Origin of the sequence: Brevibacterium epidermidis NBRC 14811, from assembly GCF_001570805.1 — a bacterium.
GTDB lineage: Bacteria > Actinomycetota > Actinomycetes > Actinomycetales > Brevibacteriaceae > Brevibacterium > Brevibacterium epidermidis.
Genome location: NZ_BCSJ01000003.1, coordinates 129352 through 151884, shown reverse-complemented (window position 1 = coordinate 151884; position 22533 = coordinate 129352). Strand labels below are relative to the sequence as shown.

The 22533-nt window shown below is 64.6% G+C and carries 18 protein-coding genes; 9 read left to right on the top strand and 9 right to left on the bottom strand.

Going from position 1 to position 22533, the window contains the following annotated elements:
- The first annotated feature begins 120 nt into the window (after positions 1 to 120).
- From BEP01S_RS02370 to BEP01S_RS02360, 3 genes are all read left to right on the top strand, one after another.
- Entirely contained in the window at positions 121 to 870 is a 750-nt protein-coding gene (locus BEP01S_RS02370; RefSeq protein ID WP_062240201.1) for a M50 family metallopeptidase, read from the top strand.
- Between the two features lie 113 nt (positions 871 to 983).
- A complete protein-coding gene (locus BEP01S_RS02365; protein WP_062240198.1) occupies positions 984 to 1661 on the top strand; it encodes an HAD family hydrolase in 678 nt (225 codons plus the stop codon).
- A 372-nt stretch (positions 1662 to 2033) separates the two neighbouring features.
- Positions 2034 to 4166, top strand: coding sequence for an HNH endonuclease (locus BEP01S_RS02360; protein WP_167348246.1), 2133 nt, complete (start codon positions 2034 to 2036; stop codon positions 4164 to 4166).
- A gap of 110 nt (positions 4167 to 4276) precedes the next feature.
- On the opposite strand, the gene BEP01S_RS02355 is transcribed toward BEP01S_RS02360, so the two are convergent.
- Complete coding sequence (locus BEP01S_RS02355; RefSeq protein ID WP_062240193.1) at positions 4277 to 5890, bottom strand: nucleobase:cation symporter-2 family protein; 1614 nt, start codon at positions 5888 to 5890, stop codon at positions 4277 to 4279.
- Positions 5891 to 6425: 535 nt separating this feature from the next.
- Here BEP01S_RS02355 and BEP01S_RS02350 point away from each other — a divergent pair.
- The 4 genes from BEP01S_RS02350 (at position 6426) to BEP01S_RS02335 (ending at position 11080) form a co-directional block, all read left to right on the top strand.
- Positions 6426 to 7889 (top strand): 8-oxoguanine deaminase, encoded by a 1464-nt coding sequence (locus tag BEP01S_RS02350; protein WP_062240190.1) that lies wholly within the window; start codon positions 6426 to 6428, stop codon positions 7887 to 7889.
- Between the two features lie 117 nt (positions 7890 to 8006).
- A complete protein-coding gene (locus BEP01S_RS02345) occupies positions 8007 to 8453 on the top strand; it encodes a DUF2871 domain-containing protein (protein WP_062240187.1) in 447 nt (148 codons plus the stop codon).
- On the top strand, positions 8450 to 9280 hold the full coding sequence (locus tag BEP01S_RS02340; RefSeq protein ID WP_062240185.1) for a type 1 glutamine amidotransferase: 831 nt from the start codon (positions 8450 to 8452) through the stop codon (positions 9278 to 9280). The genes BEP01S_RS02345 and BEP01S_RS02340 overlap by 4 nt, the downstream gene beginning before the upstream one ends.
- Before the next feature lie 126 nt (positions 9281 to 9406).
- Complete coding sequence (locus tag BEP01S_RS02335; protein ID WP_062240848.1) at positions 9407 to 11080, top strand: alanine/glycine:cation symporter family protein; 1674 nt, start codon at positions 9407 to 9409, stop codon at positions 11078 to 11080.
- A gap of 36 nt (positions 11081 to 11116) precedes the next feature.
- Here the strand turns inward: BEP01S_RS02335 and BEP01S_RS02330 are convergent, their stop codons facing one another.
- From BEP01S_RS02330 to BEP01S_RS02295, 8 genes are all read right to left on the bottom strand, one after another.
- On the bottom strand, positions 11117 to 11965 hold the full coding sequence (locus BEP01S_RS02330) for a hypothetical protein (RefSeq protein WP_062240183.1): 849 nt from the start codon (positions 11963 to 11965) through the stop codon (positions 11117 to 11119).
- On the bottom strand, positions 11962 to 12576 hold the full coding sequence (locus tag BEP01S_RS16970; protein WP_174521208.1) for a DUF6114 domain-containing protein: 615 nt from the start codon (positions 12574 to 12576) through the stop codon (positions 11962 to 11964). Before BEP01S_RS16970 ends, BEP01S_RS02330 begins: the two co-directional genes overlap by 4 nt.
- Positions 12576 to 13190 (bottom strand): DUF6230 family protein, encoded by a 615-nt coding sequence (locus BEP01S_RS02320; RefSeq protein WP_062240177.1) that lies wholly within the window; start codon positions 13188 to 13190, stop codon positions 12576 to 12578. Before BEP01S_RS02320 ends, BEP01S_RS16970 begins: the two co-directional genes overlap by 1 nt.
- 483 nt (positions 13191 to 13673) lie before the next feature.
- Complete coding sequence (locus tag BEP01S_RS02315) at positions 13674 to 15218, bottom strand: AbgT family transporter (protein ID WP_062240175.1); 1545 nt, start codon at positions 15216 to 15218, stop codon at positions 13674 to 13676.
- A 126-nt stretch (positions 15219 to 15344) separates the two neighbouring features.
- Positions 15345 to 16166: a creatininase family protein gene (locus BEP01S_RS02310; protein ID WP_062240173.1), complete on the bottom strand. Its 822-nt coding sequence runs from the start codon at positions 16164 to 16166 to the stop codon at positions 15345 to 15347.
- A complete protein-coding gene (locus tag BEP01S_RS02305) occupies positions 16166 to 16876 on the bottom strand; it encodes a FadR/GntR family transcriptional regulator (RefSeq protein ID WP_064485746.1) in 711 nt (236 codons plus the stop codon). The genes BEP01S_RS02310 and BEP01S_RS02305 overlap by 1 nt, the downstream gene beginning before the upstream one ends.
- 58 nt (positions 16877 to 16934) lie before the next feature.
- Positions 16935 to 18032 carry a CE1 family esterase gene (locus BEP01S_RS02300; RefSeq protein WP_062240170.1) on the bottom strand — a complete coding sequence of 366 codons (1098 nt, stop codon included), beginning with the start codon at positions 18030 to 18032 and terminating at the stop codon, positions 16935 to 16937.
- 152 nt (positions 18033 to 18184) lie between these two features.
- Positions 18185 to 18844, bottom strand: coding sequence for a GntR family transcriptional regulator (locus BEP01S_RS02295; RefSeq protein WP_062240167.1), 660 nt, complete (start codon positions 18842 to 18844; stop codon positions 18185 to 18187).
- A 224-nt stretch (positions 18845 to 19068) separates the two neighbouring features.
- Here BEP01S_RS02295 and BEP01S_RS02290 point away from each other — a divergent pair, with 224 nt between their 5' ends.
- Entirely contained in the window at positions 19069 to 20085 is a 1017-nt protein-coding gene (locus BEP01S_RS02290; protein WP_062240165.1) for a 1-aminocyclopropane-1-carboxylate deaminase, read from the top strand.
- Complete coding sequence (locus BEP01S_RS02285; protein WP_083532458.1) at positions 20085 to 22511, top strand: thiamine pyrophosphate-binding protein; 2427 nt, start codon at positions 20085 to 20087, stop codon at positions 22509 to 22511. The genes BEP01S_RS02290 and BEP01S_RS02285 overlap by 1 nt, the downstream gene beginning before the upstream one ends.
- Positions 22512 to 22533: the final 22 nt, after the last annotated feature.

Sequence of the window (22533 nt, the reverse complement as noted above, 5' to 3'; positions counted from 1 at the left end):
CGCCTTGACCCCGCGGTCTGTCTGGCCGCCCCTCCTCCTGAATCGCTGCGCCCATACCTCCCGAATCGCTGAGGAGGTCCTGAGGGTCCCGCTCAGGAGCGGTTCGTACACTGGGCCGCTATGGACTTCAAGCAGGCAACGGCGACGTGGTGGGACGCCATCACCTCGGGCTTCGGGCGACAGGACGGACTCGAGCTCGACGTCCTCGGGCTCGTGCTCGTCATCGGAATTCCCCTGGTCGTGACCGTGACTCCGGGGATCTGGAGGTTCTTCGGACTGTTCGTGACCTTCGTCCACGAGCTCGGTCACGCTTTCGCCGCCCTGATGACGGGGCGCGTGGTCAAAGGGATCTCGCTGAACTTCGACCATTCGGGGCAGATGAACTCCTTCGGCCGAGTCGGATTCTCAGCCACCTGGGCGGGTTTCTGGGGATATCCGGCACCGGGCGTGCTCGGACTCGTTCTGGCCACCTCGGCGGTCTTCGGTTGGGCCCCCTTGGCCCTGTCGGTGGGTGCGCTGATCCTGTTGGTCGCACTCATCTTCATCCGGAACCTCGCCGGTGCGATCATCGCCGTGATCACGGCGATCGCGGCGCAGCTCGTCGTCGTGTTCCTGCCGTTGGAATGGATCTCGGTCTTCGTCGCAGCACTCGGCACGGCGCTGACGATGGGATCGCTCAAGGACCTCGTCAAGGTCATCCGCGTCCACACCCGCAGACGCCACGTGCAGCAGTCCGATGCCTATATCCTCGCCCAGGGCTCGTCGTTGCCCGCCGGTGGCTGGCTGACGCTGTTCGCGCTGGTCATCATCGTCTGCGCGCTCGCCACAGCGCGGGTGCTGTACACGGCGGTGTCGGTCGGCGCGGTGTGATCGCGGGGTTCCCGGGGGTTATGGGGTTCCCGGGGTCCTGAGCTGGTGGGGCGAAGGAACCGTGAACCAGCGGGCCGTGATTCCGTGTCAGTGGCGGATGGCAGGATCGGAGCATGGCCCCACATCCGAAATTCTCCGCTGTCCTCTTCGATTGTGACGGGGTCCTCGTCGACTCCGAAAGCATCACGAACGGCGTGCTCCACCAGATGCTGCAGGAGCTCGGCTGGCAGCTGACCGCCGAGGAGTGCATTGCGCGATTTGTCGGCAAGATGCTCCGCGACGAGGCCGATGTCATCGAGGAGCACACCGGATTCCGCATCGACATGGAGTGGATGGAAGAGTTCCGCCGGCGGCGCAATGCCCAGCTCGAGGCCTCCCTCAAGGCGATTCCGGGCGTCGTCGACGCGGTTCACCGCATCGCCGCGATCTACCCGGGCAGGATCGCCTGCGCCTCGGGAGCGGATCGCCCGAAGATCGAGTTGCAGCTGCGCAAGATCGGCCTCTTCGATGCCTTCGACGGCCGGATCTTCTCCGGCCTGGAGCAGCCGAATTCGAAGCCCGCCCCCGACGTCTACTTGGCTGCCGCCGAATCATTGCAGATCAACCCCGCCGAGGCGGCCGTGATCGAAGATTCCCCCACCGGCGTGATCGCCGGTGCTGCGACCGGATCCCATGTGCTCGGGTTCTGCCCGGATTCTCCCGTGCATCAGAGTGCGGAGACGCTGTTGGCTGCGGGTGCTGCCGAGACCTTCAGCGCGATGGAGCAGCTGCCTGCCCTGTTGACCGAGTAGGTGTCTGGTCCGGAGGGATGCCATTTCGGGCTTCAAGAGGACCGAGTGGCTGATGCGCGACTGGGGATCGAGCTGACTCAACAAACTCCATCAAACAGAAGTGAAAGCGTATGGGATTCTGTTTGTAATCGAACTGTGACATTTATTTATTCTGTTTGAGGGTAAAATAGAACTAAGGCATTCACATCGACGTGAAAGGCGGTGAGACCGATGAAGGATCCTCAGGATCCAGGAGACAGCGGTCTCGAGCCTGCCTCGAATGAATCCGTTTCGGGCTCCCCTGCGTCTTCAACGGAACCCGCTTCCACGCCGCAGGTGTCTCTGATCGGCCCCGACTCGCCCCGTCGTCTCGACGTCGATCCTGATTCGCCTATGGCCGTTGTCGTCAGCCTGGCTCACTTGAGCACGGGCGTTCGTCTCGCCGAGTTCCAGGCCGTCGCCGGTCTGTTTCTGTCCGATGCGATCGAGAAGCTCCGCTACGCCGCGGGTGACAAGATCTACTACCACGCCACGTTCACCCAGACGGCCAATCGTTTCATCACGGCACGTGACGGCCTGCTCCCCGAAAAGGACGATTTCGTGGACCCCTGGGAGTGCACTGGCTTCGTTTTCGATGACAGCGCCCTCGATGAGCCTGATGACGCCGACCCAATCGCTGACGATTCCGCTGAAGCGGGAGCCGAAACAGACGACGCCGATGCCGCACCTGTCCCTTCGGCGTCAGCTGAGGTTGTTGCCGACGAAGACGGCAATGATGTTGCCGAAACTGGCGATGCTGCTGACGCGAGCACCGATGGCGGCGCCGACGATGACACCAGCGCTGATGCAAGTGCGGACTCCTGCGCCGCGGATAGCGTTGCTGAGCAGTCGCCGGCTCCGACGGCGAGTTTGCTTCCGAATTTCCCCAAGTTCGGGCTGCACAAGTCCTTCAACAGCTGGGTCCACGACCTTGCCACGCGCGAAGAGATCGCCGAACTGACCACGGTCCTCGGCTCGACGAGCGACGGGGCCTACAGCGAGATCACGAACGCCGTCACGCTGTCATTCGGACTGCCTAAGTTCCTGCAGCGCTGCCTCGCCGGTGAGTTCACGCTCGAGCATGTGCTTGCCGCGACCCGTGCCATCAAAGACGTCGCTTTCGAGTACCTGCCTCGCCTCGATTCCTACCTGGGTGACCGCCGTGCTGATATCACGCTTGAGACCTTCAGGAAGTCGCTCAATCTCAAGATTGCGGCGCTCGTGCCCGTCGATGACCGGACCGAACTGGCAGCCAAGCGCCGCCGGGTCGACATCATGACCTATCCCGATGGCACCGCCTCGGTGACTCTGTCCGGACCCGCCGTAGAACTCAACGCCTTCTACCTGCGCATCGAGGCTTTTGCACGAGCGATCCGCAACGGCAACATCTCGGCGCTCACCGACGAGAACACCGCTGGTTTCGAGGTTGCCGATCAGAACAGCATCGCCGCCCTCATGTTTGATATCGCCACGCGGGCAACGCCACAGATGGCCATTGTCGTGACAACGCACGACACGTCGACCGGTGAGACGACAACCAAGGAGATCGCCCTCGAGGCTGCAGACGAATCGGACCCTACAGCTCCGATCACTGCGGCCGAGGTCGACCGCACCGCGCAGGCTGCGCAACGTGAAGCCGAAGCGGCCGCCGGCACCGGCCTCGACGTGAAGACCACCATCAAGCTCGTCATGCCCACCCACGGACAGTGGGTGCGTGAACAGGCGAAGATGATGGTGACGGTTCCGTATCTCACTGCGGTGGGAAAGTCGGAGCTGCCGGGAACGTTCTCGGACGGCACTCCGGTGCCGCCGGATGCGGCTCGGGCCCTCGCGGGTGAGTGCCCCACTTGGCACCGGATACTCACTGATCCCGCTACCGGGACACCGATCGATGCTCGCTCACGCAGCTATCACATCCCAGCAGACGTGCGTGCGCCCTTGACCGGAAAATGGCAGACCTGCACTGCTCCGGGGTGCAACCGACGGGCAGAGACCTCGGAAGTTGACCACATCATCCCCTTCGACCACGCAGATCCGGCCCGGGGCGGTCAGACGACGTTCGAGAATCTCCACCCACTGTGCAAACCCGACCACCAGGCAAAGACCGACCGCAAGTTCTCGATCCGAATGACCGAGGGCGGGGCGGTGGAGTATTCCTTCACCCGTGGGGTTGTCGCACGAATGTATCCGCCGGACAATCCGATCAATTCCGAGCACGCTCGACAGGTGGAGAACTATGCCCAACTGCCGAACCTGCTTGACCGAAGGAACTTCGGCAATACGGAAAAGCGTTGCGACGACGGAGATTCGAGCCCAGTTGGACGACTGGAGACCACGGATCCATCCCGCAGTTCCGGACGAGGGGACGAGTGTGTCCGAATCGTCGTGGCTGACGGCGGGAAAGCCCGTGCATCACAGAAGTCCAAGCCCGGCCAGGGGGCGGCGTGGAACGACTATTGGGACTCCGGAGATCCGCCACCGTTCTGACGGCGAGCCTGATCTGACGGCGAGCCTGTTCTGACAGCGGTCCTGATGCGAACGATGCCCCGGCCGCGCCTTCACAGGCTGCGACCGGGGCACGGGCGTTGCTTCTTGGACTAGTTCCCTTCATCCTCGGCGATGAGGCGGCGAACGTCCTCTTGGCTGCGGACCTCACCCTTCTGTGCGGCGTCGATGACCTTCTCGTGCTGCTTCTCGGTGACGACTGGGACCTCTTCACCGTTGCAATCGACGATCTTGCCGTTCTTGATGGTGTCACCCTCGTAGAGGATGGCCTCGTTGTCGAGCAGCCTCTGCATCTCCTCCTTGCGGATGACGCGTCCGGTGCCGGCCACGAAGACCGATCGGTCCGTGCGGTCCTTCGCTTTCACTCCGATGTGGTTGAAGACGAGGTTGAGCAGTACCGCCATGAGAGTGGCCGAAGAGATGCCCGAGTGGAGGATGATGCCGACCCATTCCGGGAAGGAGTTGTAGAAGTCGGGCTCAACAACCGGGATGATGCCGAAGGCCAGTGAGACCGCCACGATGATCATATTGAGGTTGCCCTCGTACTCGACTTTCGACAGCGTGCGGATGCCAGACGCGGCGACGGTGCCGAAGAGGACGATTCCCGCGCCGCCGAGGACCGGAGTCGGCACCGCGGCAACGACCCCGCCCATCACGGGCAGCAGGCCGAGAACCACGAGGATCGCACCACCGGCGGTGACGACGAACCGCGACTTCACGCCGGTGATCGCCACCAAGCCGACGTTCTGAGCAAAAGCCGACTGAGTGAAGGAGTTGAAGATCGGCGAAACTGCCGACGACAGCATGTCGGCCCGCAGGCCCGAAGCGATGCGCTTGGAATCGACCTTCGTGTCGACGATCTCTCCGACGGCGATGATGTCCGCAGTCGTCTCGGCAAAGGTGACGATGATGACGATGAACATCGAAATGATCGCCGCAGCCGAGAACGTCGGCATACCAAACGCGAATGGCTCTGGGAACGCGAAGATGCCACGATCGAGCACATGTGAGAAATCGGCCCAACCGAAGATGAGGCAGCCGATGGTGCCGATGACGATGGCCAGCAGAATCGACAGGCGGGAGATCACAGCGACGGGAATCCGGCTGAGGATGAGCACGATGGCCAAGGTGGCCACAGCGATGAGGATATTGCGCATGCTGCCGTAATCGGCAGCCTCGGCGTCCCCGCCCATGGCCCAGCCTGCGGCCACGGGCATGAGTGACAGGCCGATCGTAGTGATGACCGTGCCGGTGACCACCGGCGGGAAGAACTTCACGATGAGTGCGAAGGCCGGGGCGACGATGAGGCCGATCACCGAGGCGACCAGTACCGATCCGAAGACCGCAGGCAGGCCGCCACCGCCAGCCAGAATCGACGTCATCGTAGCGACGCCGGCGAACGAGACGCCCTGAACCAGCGGCAGCTGTGAACCGAAGAACGGCACGCCGACCGACTGCAGGATCGTCGCCAGACCGCCCATGAACAGACAGGAGGCGATGAGGAGGCTGATGCCGTTGCCGTCGAGGCCAGCGGCGTTGCCGATGATCAGGGGAACCGCGATGATTCCGCCGTACATGGTGAGCACGTGCTGCAACCCGTAGGCGAACGAGCTGCCGATGGGGAGACGTTCGTCCTCCGGTCGGGCCGGCCGGCCCTTGACTGCTGACTTCCGGTCGTTGCTGGGTGACTGATGGGATACCGACATCTATCTCTCCATTGAGTACGTCCTCGGGCGAAGACCTCACTGTGACTGACCGACCTCAGAGGCCGGTTTGGCGTGCGAGCGGGCATCGATTCGACCGAGGGATCGGTTGCATAATTCCGTTATGCGAAAGGAAAATTCCTTATCGCAAAACTCTAAAGGAATACCATTTGGCCCGCAAGCCAGTTTTGTGACCCGCGGCACATGTTAGAGTTCACGAATGTCGTGTACTCATCCCTCGGCAATCTACTGATCGTTCGCTCAGTTCGATGGTTCCCGATCATCGTACCGTCTCGCCGACCAGTGGGTACAGTCGGGGATACCAGATGGGATACCGACCGGCGGAGCAGCAGACGCCGGAAAACCTGAGCTGGTGGCGTCGGCCCCAGTTCTGTCGCCATTGACCAATAGTGCGCGCTCGACGCGCACGGTTCAAGAGTCGAAAGGCGACACGATGATCGGCAATAACGAAACCGAGACACCGACCGCAGGGAGCTCCTCGGCACCGGGGAGCTCCCCGACATCGGGGAACTCCCAAATGCCGGGCACCTCTCCCTCAGACCGCGTCTGGCTGCGCGATCCGCTGGCCGTCCACCTCGGTGCCGGTGTCGACCCGAACCGGGCGGCGCGGGGAATCGTCATCGATCGGACCACCGGGACCATCGTGGAACTCGTTCCCGCCGGTGGCGAGCCCAGATCCGGGGGTGTACCCACGTCCGGTGGCGAACCCACGTCCGCAGGGGCCGTAGGGGCTCTCGACGCCGGCGGGACTCTCGAGATCATCGACGCCTCGGAACACGTCATCACTCCCGGGCTGATCAACACGCATCATCACTTCTATCAGACGTTGACTCGTGCGTGGGCGCCCGTTGCGGACCTGCCGCTGTTCGGGTGGCTGCAGAACCTCTATCCGATCTGGGCCAGACTGACTCCGCGCGCGCTCGAACTCGCCACGACCGTGGCTATGGCCGAACTCCTGGAATCCGGGTGCACGACCGCCGCCGATCACCACTACCTGTTCCCGACCGGCATGGACGAGGCCATCGACATCCAGGTCGACGTCGTCCGGAAACTCGGCATGCGCGCGATGCTCACCCGCGGGTCGATGTCCTTGGGTGAGGCGGACGGCGGACTGCCGCCGCAGCAGACCGTCCAGAAATCGGATGTCATCCTCGCCGACTCACGCCGCCTCGTCGAGACCTACCACCAGCGAGGACCCGGCGTGCAGATCCAGATCGGCTTCGCCCCGTGCTCCCCGTTCTCCGTAACCACCGAGCTCATGCGCGACAGCGCAGCACTCGCCGCCGACCTCGATGTCCGTCTCCACACCCACTTGGCCGAGACCATCGACGAAGAGGACTTCTGCCGCGAGACCTTCGGACTGCGCACCGTCGACTACCTCGAATCTGTCGGCTGGCTGGGGGAGCGGACCTGGTTGGCACACGGCGTGCACTTCGACGATTCGGAGATAGGTCGTCTCGGCGCCGCCGGGGTCTCCGTCGCACACTGCCCGACGTCGAACATGCGCCTGGCCTCGGGCATTGCCCGCGCTGTCGAACTCGAGGACGCCGGAGTCAATGTCGGGCTCGGCGTCGACGGATCCGCGTCGAACGATGCCTCGAACCTCATCCGCGAGGTCCGCCAGGCCCTCTACATCCAACGTCTGCGCTACGGCGCCGAGGCGGTCACCTGCGACCGCGTCCTCGACTGGGCGACGAAGGGATCGGCGGCGGCACTCGGTCGTGATGATATCGGCACCATCGAGGTCGGCAAGCAGGCCGACCTTGCGATGTTCCGTCTCGACGGCCTCGCATTCTCCGGATCCCACGACCCGATTCCCGCGCTCGTCCTCTGCGGTGCGGAGAAAGCCGATCGGGTGATGGTCGGCGGTCAGTGGCGGGTCGTCGACGGCCACGCCATCGGCGCGGACGGACACGCACTCGATAAGGAATCGCTCATCGCCGCGCATCAGGAGGAGGCGCGCCGCCTCGTCGCCGGGTGAGAGATAGGGCGCCGTCGGCCCCACGCGCCTGTGTGATGGAACATCAATCGAAAGTTGGGGATGCAATTCAATCCTGTGGGTCAGGAAACCGCGCCCGCGTGCTGATGAAGTGGAAGCATGAAGAAGATATTCAATGCAGCTTTCACGTACATGATCATCGGCGTCCTCTCGGGACTGTTCTACCGCGAGTTCACCAAAGCCAACGACTTCCCCTCCGGTGAGTTCACGCAGCTCGGCCTCGTCCACACCCACCTGCTCACACTCGGCTTCATCGTCCTCCTCATCGTCCTCGCCCTCGACAAGGTGTTCGGACTCTCGGGCACGAAGCTGTTCTCGTGGTTCTTCTGGCTCTACAACGTCGGCGTGATCCTCACGGGCGGAATGATGGTCTGGCACGGCTCGCTCACCGTCCTCGGCGAAGAGTCGAACGCCATGATCGCCGGAATCGCCGGCCTCGGCCACATCGCCCTGTCCGTCAGCCTCGTCCTGTTCTTCCTCGCCCTGCGCAAGAAGGTCGTCACCGCCTCAGAAAATTCGACCGGGTGGGCCACAATGGTGCCATGAGCAGTGATTCCCAGCGCGCCGTGCGCATCCTCGTGATCGAACACGAACGTGGTACCGGACCGCAGCGGTTCGGTGAATGGCTGGTCGAAGCCGGCGCCGAGGTGGTGGTGACCCGTCCGTATCTCGGAGACGTGATCCCGGCGCTGGGGTCGGCCGATCGGCCGGAGGCCGAGGGGACGACTTCCGAGGGGACGGGCACAGAAGGCAACAACCCGTTTGATGCGCTCATCGTCCTCGGCGGGTCCGCAGGGCCCCTCGACGACACCGAGAATCCGTGGTTCCCCGAAGTCAGGGACCTGCTTCGGCGGTCGATCGGCGGGGAGTTCCCCAGTCTCAACATCTGCCTCGGCGGGGAGATGCTCGCCCTTGCAGGCAATGCCCCGATCTCCCGGCGGGCGCACCCGCAGATCGGGATCTACGAACTGAGCGCCACCTCGGCGGGGGAGTCCGACCCTGTGTTCGGGGCGCTGGCCGGAACGAGGCTGCCGTCCGTGCTCTTCCACCAGGAGGAGATGGCGCTGCCGACCGAAGCCGAGCTCCTCATCACCGGATCCGATGCCCCGGTGCAGGCCTTCCGCCTCGGCGAGTTCGCGTGGGGCACTCAGTTCCATCCGGAAACCGATGTCACGCAGATCTCGCGTTGGCTGGACGGCAACGACCTGGCCCTGCCGGCCGGCAAGACCGACGACTCGATCATCGCCGAGGTCGAGGCTCACGATTCCGCTCTCGTCGACAACGGGAAGCGGCTGGCTCGGTCGTTCCTCGCATTTCTCGAAGGCCGACGTGCGGCCGAGACGTCCAGGCCAGATGCGCCCTTCAGCATGTGAGAAGCATGTGAACAAGAGGTTTTATCTGAGCGACAGCTGAAAATCAGCGTGGCGATTGTTACGTTGATCACGGGTGCCGGTCCCGGACCAATCCTCCGGACGAAACGCAACTTCGCGCCCGCAGATATGACTTCACTAACCGAACATCTCGCCCAGGCCGCCACCGGGGTCGACATTGCCGCCGCCGGGACTGACATTGCCGCCGCCGGCGTCGACGAGGCCATCGAATCCTTCCTCGGTCCCGCGGCACAGGCCTTCAGCAGCATCGTCTTCTTCGAGCTCCAGATCGGCTCGATCGGCATCCCGCTCATCGTCGTCTGGCTCATGGCCGCGGCCGTCTTCCTCACCGTCTACCTCCGCTTCCAACCGATCACCGGACTCCGCTACTCCGTCGGCATCATCCGCGGTCGCTTCACGCGCAAGACCGACCCGGGCCAGGTCTCGAGCTTCCAAGCGCTCGCCACCGAGCTCTCGGGTACCGTCGGGTTGGGCAATATCGCAGGCGTGGCCGTGGCGATCACCATCGGCGGCCCCGGTGCCGCCCTGTGGATCATCATCTTCGGCTTCTTCGCCATGACCGTGAAGATGGCCGAGGCGACCCTCGGCGTGAAATACCGGCAGATCAACGAGGACGGCACCGTCTCCGGCGGTCCCATGTACTACCTGCGGGCCGGGCTGGCCGAGGTCGGTCGGCCCAAGCTCGGGAAGTTCCTCGCCGGGTTCTATGCTCTCACTGCCGTGCTCGGCGTCATCGGCGCCGGCAACCTGTTCCAGGCGAACCAGGCGGCCGCGATCATCGTTCAGGCCACCGGCAGCGACGACAGCTTCTTCGCTGACAAACTCTGGCTCATCGGTGCGATCATCGCTGCGCTCACCGCCCTGGTCATCCTCGGCGGGATCAAGAAGATCGGACAGTGGACGTCGAGGCTGACTCCGCTCATGGCGATCCTCTATTTCGTCTCGATCATCGTCATCCTCATCCTCAACGCCGGGCAGATCCCACACGCCTTCGCACTCATGTTCACCGGAGCCTTCAGCTCCAGCGGAGTCGCCGGTGGCGCCGTGGGTGTGGCGATCGTCGGTATCCAGCGTGCGCTGTTCTCCAACGCCGCCGGAATCGGCTCGGCAGGCATGGCCCACGCCGCCTCGAAGACGACGAAGCCGGCCACCGAAGGATTCGTGGCGATGTGGGAGCCGCTCATCGACTCCGTCATCATCTGCACCCTGACCTCGCTGGCCATCATCACCACCGGTCTCTACACCGAAAGCACCGAGGACGGAATCGGCTTGACCGCGCAGGCCTTCGGTGAGGTATCGAGCTGGTTCCCCTATCTGCTCACGATCGCCGTCGTGCTCTTCGCCTTCTCGACGATCCTCGCCTACGGCTACTACGGGCAGCAGGCGCTGGGTTACCTGACGAAGAACTCGAAGGCCGCTGACAAGGCCTACCAGATCTTCTGGATCCTCGCCGTCATCGTCGGCGCCTCGATGTCGCTGGACTCGGTCATCGCCTTCTCCGACGCGATCTTCTTCCTCATGGCCTTCCCGAACCTGCTCGGCATCTACTTCCTTGCCCGCATCCTCCGCCTCGAGATCCTGCGGCTGCGTAAGAAGATCGACGCCGGTGTGATGAAGGAGATCACCCCTGTCGAACTCCAAGTCGGAATGGGCGATCACGAACCCACACCGGAGCAGATCAGGGCCGCCGAGGCGGGACGCAGGCGCAAACGCGACAAGCTGCGCGACGTCCGTGACACCCTGCGTCGGAAGAAGCAGGAACGCAAGAAGGCCGCGGACTGAGTCCGCGGCCTTCGGGCCTTTCCGTCTAACTCAAGGTCAGTCTTCGGCCTTCTTGAGCTTCTGATCGGTGTTGGAGTAGGAGATCGAATCAGCGGTGGAGCCGACGAGCCCCATCGTGACTCGCAGAAGTCCGGGTTCGACGTCGTCCATGGGCGGAGGGGTCTCCGGCCCGATGGTCAGCGACTTCCCGTCCTTCGTCTGGGCGGTGATCGAACCGATGTAAGTAGTGACATTGCCACTGAGCGTCATCGTGTCGGCCGTGGTCACCAATCCCTCGTGCTCCTCGGGCGGCTTCACCGTCAGCGAGAATCCCTCGATCGAGATCTCGTCGGCCTGGATCTTCAGCACCACGATGGACCCGCCGTCGGCCGTGGGCACCGAGACGAACCCGATGCTCTTCAGTCCCTTGAATGACATCCCTTCCGAACCCATCGCAGCCGGATGCTCCGTGAAGATCGGCGCGTTGTCATCCTTCTGCGCATCGGTCGGGAACTCGACGGTGCCCTCTTCCTCCGAGTCCTCATCAGAGTCCTCGTCCTCGGTCGGGTCGTCGCTGGGCTCATCGAGTCCCAGACCGCCCGGGTCCGTGGGTTCTTCGGAAGGTTCCTCCGTCGGCTCCTCGCTCGGTTCATCCGTGGGGCCCGGCGCGGGCAGCGAGGGATCCGACGTCGGCGGATCGCTGGGTTTCACCGGCATTCCGGGCGACACGCTTCCCGCGGGCGCGGGGTCCTTGGCTTTGGCGGAATCGTCGTCATCGCATGTGCCCACGAGTGAGCACAGCGGTGACGAGTGGGCGGCTGTAACCGAACCCGCCCCGAGAGTCGTCGGGAGGATCAGGACAGCTGCCGCCAGGATTGAGGCCGTGCGGCGGCTGGGTGCCCTCATGCAGTCTCCCCCTCAGCGGCTTCGGACTCCTTCGGCCCGCGCGGTCCCATCCAGGCGACGATGAGGATCGCGCCGATGGAGGACAGCAGCATGCCGATGATGAACCCGCCGAGGTTCACTCCGATGAGTGAATAGACTGCGAGGACGAGGGCGATGATCCCGTAGAACACGTGATGCGTGGGGCGGAAGATCGACAGCAGAGCGAGGACGACGATGGCGATCGGCAGGACCGTCGCCTGCAGTCCCTCGATGCCGAACTGGATCTGCATATTGCCGAGGTCCAACTGTCCGGAGAAGAACAGCTCGATTCCTCCGAGGACGGCAAGCACTCCTCCGATGAAGGGGCGCTGCCGACGCCAGTGCTTGAACCCCTGGCGTTTCTCGGCGCGTTCGCTCATCTCGGCTCCCTCGCTGCTGTCGGCATCCCCGGCCTCCGGCGTCGCGACGGCGAACTCCGCCGTCTCGACGCCGGAATCGGAGGGGTCGCTCTGCTCATCGGCGCGTCGACTCCGCCGGGACAGCGCAAGCAGGCTCGTCTTCTGCACGGTTGCCTCCTGATCGGCGGCCTCCCGTTCATCGGTCGGCTGCCCGTTGGCTGCTGAGTCCTTCATCAGTCGCACTGCTCAGATCCGTCGGTGAGTTTCAGCGACATGTCCTTGAGGGTGAAGACCGAGGCCGTGGTCGACCAGGAATCCTGCTTGAGGTCCTTGATGGAGATGGTGTCGGCGTCCTGCGAGAAGTCGCCCTTGCTGCCCTTTTCCTTCGTGTTGACGTCGGAGGCATCGACGCCGATCCGGATGTTCTTGAATTCCGCATCGCCCTTGAGCCCGGTCATGCCGATCTGCAGGTTCTTCGCCGAGGCGGGGGTGCCCTTTCCGCCGGCCTTGATGAGGATGCCGACCTTGCCCAGGGGAGTCTCCTGGACGGCTGACTGGCAGAGGTTCTCCAGGGTCGCGTCCTTGATGTTCGCGGTGACAACGGCGTGCTTGCCACCTTCAGCGTCCTTGGCGACTCCGCTGTACTGGGAGAAGCCGGTTCCCTCGAGCTGCGACGAGGCGATCTTGAACTGAGTGCCGGAGATGGCGAACGAGACCGGGACTGCACCCTGAGCGACCCCGCCCATGAGCATGGCCGAGACGACGCCGGTGGGAATTGCGACCATGGCGATGCGACCGGCGTGCGATGAGACGAGCCTGCGGATGAGGCTGGGATTGCGGAACTTCATTGATCCTCCTTGACCACCGACGGTACAGCCGGCAGCAACGTGTGACGTAAGTTACTACGGGGTGTTACCCGACGGTATCGCGGCTGAAGTTTGAGCGTCAACATCTTTTGTTGCCGGTGCTCTCAAGGGGGAGAGTTCGGGCGGCCGTATGACCGCGTGGAAAGCCTACCTGCCAGATCGGGCGTGGCGACATCATTCCAGATCAGATGCTGTATTCGTGGTCTTCGAATCAAGGGTCGGGCCCGCGTCCAGGGCCCGGAGGTTCGGACTCGGTGACGAGGAGCGGGCCGGGAAGAGCCGTGAACAAAACTTTCAAAACTCAGCTTTCAGAACTCGTTTCAGAAGTCAGCCACCCTTGCCGCGCACATCGTCCTGTTCGGCATGGAATCGGCCTTGCCCGGCCTGGCGTTGACCAGGTATCGGTGGCTGCGGCGAATACCGGAGCGGGCGCGGTCAGCGCATCTCAGCGCACCTCAGCGCACCTCAGCGCACCGGGGCATCGGGACCGAGCGGAATGCCCAGACCCCACCACAGGAAGAACAGCAGACTCCAGGTGATCGTCATGCACACGGCCAGCGGCAGGGTGTGCGAGGCGAGGGTGCCGATGCCGGCGCTCTTCTGATACTTCTGCATGAAGCCGAGCGCGAGGATGAAGTACGGGCTCATCGGGGTGATGGCCGTCGATCCGGAATCGGCGATGCGGAAGATTGCCTGTGAGGTCTCCGGCGGTACCTCGAGCAGCATGAGCAGCGGCACGATGACCGGAGCCATGATCGCCCACATCGCCGAACCGGAGGTGATGAGCACGTTGACGACGGAGAGCACGAGCAGGACGAGGATGAACACGACCCAGGTCGGCAGGCCGAGACCGGTGAAGAGTTCGGACACGGAGACCGAGACGAGCATGCCGATGTTCGTCCACTCGAAGTACTCGAGGAACTGGGCGATGGCGAAGAAGAGGACGAGGACGCCGGAGATCGACGCCAGTCCCTGACCCATGAGCTTCGGAACATCGGACCAGGTCTCGATCGTGCCTTCGCGGAAGCCGTAGACGATGCCGCCGATGCCGAAGAGCATTGCGATGATGAAGGCGATTCCGGTGAGGAACGGGGACTCGCCGAAGGGACCGTCTCCGCGCAGGGGCGCACCCTCGGGGACGACGAGGACGACGATGGCGATGACCGCGGCGATGACGGCGAACATCGCCAGACGCAGGGCCGACCGCTCCTTGTCGGAGATGACGAGATCTTCGTGCTCGGCATCCTCGTCGGCTTCGAGGTTGTCGCGCTTCATCAGCACGAGCTCGGTGACGATCGTGATGACGATGGCCAGAAGGATGGAGCTGGCGATGTTGAAGTACCAGTTGCCGATAGGAGTGACAATGTAGTCGGGATCGATGATGTTCGCGGCAGCCGTCGTGATGCCCGCGAAGATCGCATCGTTCGGCGTCGGGATCGGGCTCGCGTCGTAGCCGGAGGCGATCGAGGTGTAGGCGACGATGACGCCGAGGACGGGGGAGCGGCCCACGGCCTTGAACACCATTCCGCCGAGCGGGACGAGGATGACATAGGCCGCAGCCGAGGCGACGTGTGAGACAGTGCCCATGAACGCGACCGTGAAGACGATGAGTCCGGCCGGGACGCGGGCGATCGAGACCTTCATCGCCGTCGACAGCAGTCCCGTGCGTTCAGCCAGGGCCACGCCCATGATGACGACCATGATCGTGATCAGCGGCGGGAAGGTTTCATAGGCGTCGAGCGCGGTGCTCACGGCCATGGCGATGCCCTTGCCGCTGAGCAGATTGTTCACCGGGGTCCATTCCCCTGTTCCGGGATCCTCGACTCCCGCTCCGGCCAGGGGGAGGGCGAGGCTGAACACGGCGAGGATCGCCGCAAGGATCCAGAACAGCCAGAAGGGGTTCGGCAGTTTGTTGCCGACGACTTCGATGACGTTGAGGGCGCGGATGACCAGCGGCAGCTTCTCCTGCTCGTCGGTCTGCGCGATGTCGGTGGTCTGGGTCGGTTTCATGAGAGCTCCTGAGAGTCCAGGCTGGAATTTCGGGCAGGGTCCACCAGGGCACGGTGATTACGGCACTGGAATCGGGTGATCTGTGGTGGAGGTTCGGCCGGGCGGCCGGTCAGTGAGAAGCGGCTGTCACAGTCTCTGCAGCTCCTGACAGTAGGCGACGAGTCGGTCGACGACCTCGCCGAGGATGCCCTCACCGGCCGTGGCCGTGGCGGTCCGTGGATCGCCGAGGACGCCGTTGTCGGCGTAGCGGTCGAACGTCACCGCGGTTGACGGTGATTTCGTTCGCGAGAGTCGGGCGCGCGGGTCGAGATCGTCGAGCCGGGTGGCGCCGGGGTTGAGATGGTCGGTGTCGACGAGGGATTCGTCGATGGCGAGCATCTGCGAGGTCTCGGACTCACCGCAATGGCCGCTGATCTCGGTGCGGGGAAGGGCGGCGGTCGCCTCGGTGGCCAGAGCGGAGACCGGGGCATAGGCGAAGACGAAGTCGGGGTGGGTGGCGAGCAGCGACTGCTGGATCACGCCGAGTGCGGCGAGGTTGCCGCCGTGGCCGGTGATGACGAGGAGTCTGTCGAACCCGGCATCGGCGAGCTGGTGCACGATCGAGGTGACGAGGTCGATGAACAGCTGCGGACCGATGTTGATCGTGCCGGGCAGGAAGCGGTGATGCGGGGAGACACCGTAGTCGACGCTGGGAAGGACGAAGGCTCGACCCTGATCTCCAGCGTCCAACTTGTCGATGGCCGCGAGCTTGTCGACGACGGCGTGGGCGACGTGGGCGGCACGGATGTTGTCGGTGCCCAGAGGAAGTCCGTCACCGTGCTGCTCGCAGGCGCCGACAGGGAGGACGAGCAGGCTGGACCGGTCCTTCGCGAGCTCGACCTCGAGAGAGGTGAGCTCGGCATAGTTGCGGACGTGCGGGCGGATCTCGGTGATCGTAGGGCGCGTCATCACTGGGGTCCTTCGGTTGTGCCCGCTTCGTCGGCTTGGTCCGTGTCATCAGTCCAGTCGGCGAGGACGGCGGCCTTGATCGCCTCGAGGTGCTTGCGGGTGCGGTGGGAGGCTTCGAAGCTGTCGCCGCGGCGGATCGCATCGAGGATGTCTGCGTGTTCGTCGTGGTCGCGCAGGCGGTCGTAGCTCGTGCGTGCCGCCTGCTGGGTGCGGGAGTGGATGGCCAGCAGGGACACGAGCATCTCGTGCAGAGCGCGATTTCCCGAAGCTCGAGCGAGTTCGACGTGGAAGTGGCCGGCCGGGACTGCGGTCTCGACCTGCAGCGCATTGTCGAGCGCGGATTCCATCGAGGCTACGGCATCGGCCGCCTGCACGGTTGCCGCGAGCTCGGCGATGCCGGGCTCAATGGCGATGCGGGCGTCGAGGAGTTCGATCGCTGCGGCGAGGTCGACGGGCACGTAGTGCGGGTTGTCGAGGATGCGGCGGTTGATCGCTTCGCGGACGTAGGTGCCCGAGCCGTGCTTGAGCTCGACCGAACCCGTAGCTTCGAGCCGGCGCAGTGCCTCCCGGACGGTGGGCACGGTGACCTCGAAGCGGGAAGCGAGGACCTTGGCCGAGGGCAGGGTCTGCCCGGGCTGGAGGTTCTCGGTGCGGATGGTTTCGACGATTTCGCGAGTGAGGCGTTCGACGAGTCCGACGGTGGACGTCATGGTGCTCTCCTTCAAGTGTTTAAGTCATCTAATCACTTTGGAACTAATGTGTCAACGGTCACTTCTGGGTGGACGTCTGTGTCGGTCCGTCTGTGGTGCCAGGGTGGCTCGTGAAGAAGTCCCAGATCGTATCCGTGGCCGAGAAGCCCTTCGTGGCGTATCCGCCGCCGCTGTAGACGACCTCACCTGGCCAGACGTGGCCGCCGTCGGCTACGGAATAGAGCTCAACCTCGGCGGATCCGCCGGATTTGCCGGGCGAGTGGCTTTGCGTGTCGCCTTCTTTTCCTGCACTGCACTGCGTCCATTGGGTGCGCACGACGTCTTCGCCTTTGCGTCCGACCTGGCGTTCCTTGGTCTTCTCGCAGCCGGAGGCTTCCGCCCAGGGCTGAATCCATTCGCGCACGCCCGGGTAGTCCTCGCCCTGGCGGTGGCCTCCCTCGTAGTGCATCGTGGCGTCGCCCGTGCCGTGGATGGCGAGCATCGGAGTCGGCGTCGAATAGTCGCAGCCCTCCGTCGACTGCGGATAGTACGCGCCGGCGACGGGAGCGAACGCGGAGAAGCGATCGCGCAGGTTGCAGGCGAGCACGGAGACCATGCCGCCGCCGTTCGACTTGCCGGTGGCATAGACCCGATTGAGGTCGATGCAGTGCTCGGATTCGATCGAATCGAGGAGGTCGGCGACGAAGGCGACGTCGTCGGCACCGCTGGCGTACGGGGCGCCCTGCCAGGAGCGCTTGCCGTCGTTGAGGTCACCGTCGGGGAATACAGTGATCGCCGGCAGGGTCGGCAGTCCCGTGTAGTTCTGGAACTCGGCGCCGTCGGACCCGTTGCCATGGAAGCCGATGACCAGCGGCAGCGGAGTCGAGATCTCATAGTCGCGCGGGATGTTGATCCGATAGCTGCGCTCGCCGTCTGCCGTGGTCAGAGTCTTCTCGTCGTTGCCCGGCTTCTGCTCGGTGCCACAGCCGGCCGATGGTGCAGCCGGCACTGCGCCTGCTGAAGACTGTGCGCCTGCTGATGCCTCTGCGCCTGCCGGTGACTGTGCGGCAGAGGATTGCGCGGCGGCTGGGCTCGTCATTGCGGTTCCGGTGGCCCCGGTCAGCAGGGCAAGGCTCGCAGCGGTCGCGAGCAGGGTGGTCGTGATGCGTTTCGTCATTGATGACATCGTCAGTCCTTTGATCGTCGGTGATCGTGGTGAGGACTCTAGCACAAGTCATCAGATGACTAAATGAATTGGCTATGACGGTGGCGTCGTCGAGGAGGCAGTGGTGTTGCCGATTCGGAATCCGCAGTCGGAAGGTGTCCGACTCAGGCCGTCTGCGGCGAATCCCCTTCGATGGTTGACCAGTTCGCCTTCGTCAGCGTGACGGCCTGCGCATGTTCACCGGCACGGACGGCGGCGATGATCTCGGTGTGCTGCTCCGGCGAAGCCGAGCCCTTCACGGATCCGAAGTGCAGGAACTCCGCGCGGCGCAGTGTGGCGGTGACGACCTCGAGGTGATCGGGAATGAGTGGGTTGCCGGATCGGGTGAGGGCCACCTCGTGGAAGTCGTCATCAGCCGCGATCGCCGCCTCGGCGTCGCCGGCCCCGAGCGCCGCACTCAGGCGGTCGTTCGCTTTCTCCATCTCGTCCAGCGCCGCCTCGTCGAGGGTCGGGAAGGCGAGGTCGATGGCCAGGCCGTGGAGCTCTGCCGCGATCTGGCGGGCGGCGAGAATGAGCGCGGGGTCCTCGGGGGCCACGCGCGTCATCCGGCCCGGCTCCGCGACGACGAGTCCGGCTTGGGCGAGGCGCTGCAAGGCCTCGCGGACGGGGGTCCTGGACACCTGCAGCCAGGCGCCGAGCTCTTGATCACGCAGCTGTTCGCCGGGGGCGAGCTGGCCGCGGACGATGGCGTCGCGGATCGACCGATAGACGTCATCGCGCAGCAGGCTGCGCTGCGGGGTGGGGGAATCCGTGGGGATCGGCACGCTCGGTCACCTTGTCTCTGTGTGGGTAGGTCTCGTCCCGCGGGATGGGACTCGAACTCTGACCTATTGTAGCCATCTGCAGAATGCAATATATTGCATATTGCCGGATGCGATTCAGGACACACTGCGTGGCGAACGATCGCCCGGAGAGCACCAGCCGTCCCAGAGACAAACCCCAGATAACTCAGACCGCTGAGAACAGCCCCAGAGAAACAGAGGACACCATGGCCATCACCGACTTCGATCGCTACCCACTCACCTTCGGACCGAGCCACGTGCACGAGCTTCCCCGACTGAGCGACCACCTCGGCGGGGCCCGCGTCTGGGCCAAGCGCGAAGACGTCAACTCCGGACTCGCCTTCGGCGGCAACAAGACCCGCAAGCTCGAGTACATCGTTCCCGACATTCTCGCCTCGGGGGCGGACACCCTCGTCTCGATCGGCGGCTACCAGTCCAACCACACCCGCCAAGTCGCCGCCGTCGCCGCTCACCTGGGACTGAAGGCGCGCCTCGTGCAGGAACGTTGGGTGGACTGGGAGGACCCGGTCAACGACAAGGTCGGCAATATCGAGCTCTCGCGCATCATGGGTGCCGACGTCCGCCTCGACGCGGCCGGATTCGACATCGGCATCCGCTCGAGCTGGGAGAACGCCCTGGCCGAGGTCGAAGAATCAGGCGGCAAGCCCTACCCGATCCCGGCCGGTGCCTCCGAGCACAAGTTCGGCGGACTCGGCTTCGCGAACTGGGCGTATGAGGTCGTCGAACAGGAGAAGGAACTCGGCGTCTTCTTCGACACCATCGTCGTGTGCACCGTGACCGGCTCGACCCTTGCCGGAATGATCGCCGGATTCGCGGCTCTCGAAGCCGCCGGCGGGCGCCCTCGCAAGGTCATCGGAATCGATGCATCGGCCACGATCGAGAAGACCCGCGACCAGGTGAAGAGGATCGCGAACACCACTGCCGAACTCATCGGCCTCGGGCGTGAGATCACAGACGACGACGTCGATATCCGCACCGGTTGGGAAGGCCCGGCCTACGGCATCCCCGACGAGACGACCGTGAACGCGATCCGCACGACCGCGCAACTCGAAGGCGTCATCCTCGACCCCGTCTACGAGGGCAAGTCGATGGCCGGACTCCTCGACCTCGTCGGGGACGGCACGATCGGCAAGGACTCGACCGTCCTCTACGCCCACCTCGGCGGACAGCTCGCCCTCAACGCCTACTCCGAGATCTTCTGATGACGAGCACTGCACAGGAACCGAGCGCACAGGACACGGACCGCCACCAATTCGAGACCTCCTTACAGGTCAGCCCGCCCGGGACGAACGACCGACCGCTGCGGGCCTCGGCCTCGGGCGACGATCAGATCCTCGACGAGATCGCCCAGCGCGTGCTGTGGCTGGCGACCTCGATCATCGACCGCGCCAACCGCGGCCGAGCGAACTCGGACGGCGTCAAAGTCGGCGGACACCAGTCCTCATCAGCATCGATGACGGGGATCATGACGGCGCTGTGGTTCACTCAGCTGCGCGCGATCGACCGGGTGTCGGTCAAACCCCATGCCTCACCGGTCCTCCACGCGATCAACTATCTGCTCGGCGACCTCGGCGAGGAATATCTAGACACCCTGCGCAGCCGCGGCGGGCTCCAGCCCTATCCGTCCCGGACGAAGGACCCGGACACCGTGGACTTCTCCACGGGATCCGTGGGCATCGGCGCGACCGCCCCGATCTGGGCTGCCCTGTCCCACCGCTACGTCTCCGACCGGTTCCCCGAGACCCCGGAAGCCGGCCGATTCTACTCCCTCCTCGGCGATGCGGAGATGGACGAAGGGGCCGTGTGGGAAGCGATCATCGACCCCGAGGTGCGCAGCCTCGGCGAGATCGTGTGGATCGTCGACCTCAACCGGCAGTCGCTCGACCGGGTCATCCCCGATGTGCAGATCCGCCGGCTGCAAGGCATGTTCGATGCCGCCGGCTGGCAGGTGCTCACCTGCCCGTGGGGACGCCGCCTCGAAGCCGTGTTCGCCGCCCCGGGCGGGCAAGCGCTCAAAGACCGGCTCGTGCAGATGCCGAACCCCGAATACCAGCGGCTGCTGCGGGCTCATCCGTCCGAGATCCACGAGCGGCTGGTCTCGGGTCTCACCGACACCGAGGCGGCCGCCCTGTCCGCGGTCATCGACGAATTCGATGCGGACGATCTCGCCTCCCTCATCCGTGACCTGGGCGGACATGATCTCGGCCAGCTCGTGTCCACGTTCGAGGCCATCGATGATGGCCGACCGACCGTGATCTTCGCCTATACGATCAAGGGCAAGGGTCTGGCCACGGAGGGCCACCCCGGCAACCATGCCGCACAGCTGACCGAAACGCAGATGCGCGAGTTGGCGGCCGCCTCGGGGATGGACCTCGACGATCCGTGGGTCGCGTTCGACCCGGACACCCCCGCCGGTCGATTCTGCGCCGAGACCGCGCTGCGGCTGCAGCGCGAACCCGTCGTCGATCACCCTGTTGCGCAGGTGCCCGCCGAACTCGGCTTCACCCCGCGACCGCAGATCTCCACGCAGGCGGCGCTGGGACGGTTCCTCTCCGATCTCAAGCACGTCGCCCCCGAGGTGGCCCACCGGGTCGTGACCCTGTCCCCGGACGTCGCGACCTCGACGAACCTCGGCGGGTGGATCAATAAGACCGGGATCTGGTCCCCGGCGGGACGGCATGACTGGTTCGCCGACGACCGGGAGCGGGTGCTGCGCTGGCAGGAGGGCACGCGCGGACAGCACATCGAGCTCGGCATCGCCGAGGTCAACCTCGTGTCCTTGGCCGGCGAACTCGGCTCGACCGGGCAACGGTGGGGCCAACCCCTGCTGCCGATCGCCACGATCTACGATCCCTTTATCAACCGAGCTCTGGAGCCGTGGACCTTCGGCCTCTATGCCGGCGGCCGCTCGATCATGGTCGGCACCCCCTCAGGGGTGAGCCTGGCACCCGAAGGCGGAGCGCATCAGTCGTTCAACACTCCCTCGGTGACCTTGGAGATCCCGGGCCTGACGAGCTGGGAACCGGCCTTCGCCCAGGACCTCGAGTGGACGATGCTCGAGGCTCTGCGCGAACTCGCCGATCCGAACGGCGGTTCCGCCTACTTCCGGCTGACCACTCGTCCCGTGGAGCAGGCACTGGCAGGAATGCCCGAGGATCCGCTGCTGCGACAGCGGCGCCGTGATGAGGTCATCGCCGGCGGCTACCGGCTCTCGGCCAGACCGGCCGCCGAGGATGAGGTCACGCTCGTCGGGGCCGGGGCCATCATGACCGAGGTGATCGAGGCGGCGGCGAAACTGGAGTCCTTCGGAGTCCGGACCGGAATCGTGTGCCTGAGCTCTGCGTCGAAGGTCTTCCGTTCGGTGCAGGAGCGGTCGCAGATCCGCTCGAGTGCCCGTTCCGCGATCGCCGACGAGCTCTTCCCCGCCGAACATCCCGCACCGCTGGTCACCGTCCTCGACGGTCACCCGCACACTCTGGCGTTCCTGTCAGGGGTGCGCGGGGATCGCACACGGAACCTCGGTGTCACGGATTACGGGCAGGCATCCTCGGTGGGGGAGGCCTACGCGATCCACGGAATCGACATGGACTCGATCGTGCGCGCCGGGCTCGACCTCGTCGGTCGGTGAGTTCTCGCGACGGGGGCGGAAC

Coding starts and splice junctions, on each gene's coding strand:
- BEP01S_RS02370 (WP_062240201.1), top strand. CDS start 121: ATGGACTTCAAGCAGGCAACGGCGACGTGGTGGGACGCCATCACCTCG.
- BEP01S_RS02365 (WP_062240198.1), top strand. CDS start 984: ATGGCCCCACATCCGAAATTCTCCGCTGTCCTCTTCGATTGTGACGGG.
- BEP01S_RS02360 (WP_167348246.1), top strand. CDS start 2,034: ATGGCCGTTGTCGTCAGCCTGGCTCACTTGAGCACGGGCGTTCGTCTC.
- BEP01S_RS02355 (WP_062240193.1), bottom strand. CDS start 5,890: ATGTCGGTATCCCATCAGTCACCCAGCAACGACCGGAAGTCAGCAGTC.
- BEP01S_RS02350 (WP_062240190.1), top strand. CDS start 6,426: ATGCCGGGCACCTCTCCCTCAGACCGCGTCTGGCTGCGCGATCCGCTG.
- BEP01S_RS02345 (WP_062240187.1), top strand. CDS start 8,007: ATGAAGAAGATATTCAATGCAGCTTTCACGTACATGATCATCGGCGTC.
- BEP01S_RS02340 (WP_062240185.1), top strand. CDS start 8,450: ATGAGCAGTGATTCCCAGCGCGCCGTGCGCATCCTCGTGATCGAACAC.
- BEP01S_RS02335 (WP_062240848.1), top strand. CDS start 9,407: ATGACTTCACTAACCGAACATCTCGCCCAGGCCGCCACCGGGGTCGAC.
- BEP01S_RS02330 (WP_062240183.1), bottom strand. CDS start 11,965: ATGAGGGCACCCAGCCGCCGCACGGCCTCAATCCTGGCGGCAGCTGTC.
- BEP01S_RS16970 (WP_174521208.1), bottom strand. CDS start 12,576: ATGAAGGACTCAGCAGCCAACGGGCAGCCGACCGATGAACGGGAGGCC.
- BEP01S_RS02320 (WP_062240177.1), bottom strand. CDS start 13,190: ATGAAGTTCCGCAATCCCAGCCTCATCCGCAGGCTCGTCTCATCGCAC.
- BEP01S_RS02315 (WP_062240175.1), bottom strand. CDS start 15,218: ATGAAACCGACCCAGACCACCGACATCGCGCAGACCGACGAGCAGGAG.
- BEP01S_RS02310 (WP_062240173.1), bottom strand. CDS start 16,166: ATGACGCGCCCTACGATCACCGAGATCCGCCCGCACGTCCGCAACTAT.
- BEP01S_RS02305 (WP_064485746.1), bottom strand. CDS start 16,876: ATGACGTCCACCGTCGGACTCGTCGAACGCCTCACTCGCGAAATCGTC.
- BEP01S_RS02300 (WP_062240170.1), bottom strand. CDS start 18,032: ATGACGAAACGCATCACGACCACCCTGCTCGCGACCGCTGCGAGCCTT.
- BEP01S_RS02290 (WP_062240165.1), top strand. CDS start 19,069: ATGGCCATCACCGACTTCGATCGCTACCCACTCACCTTCGGACCGAGC.
- BEP01S_RS02285 (WP_083532458.1), top strand. CDS start 20,085: ATGACGAGCACTGCACAGGAACCGAGCGCACAGGACACGGACCGCCAC.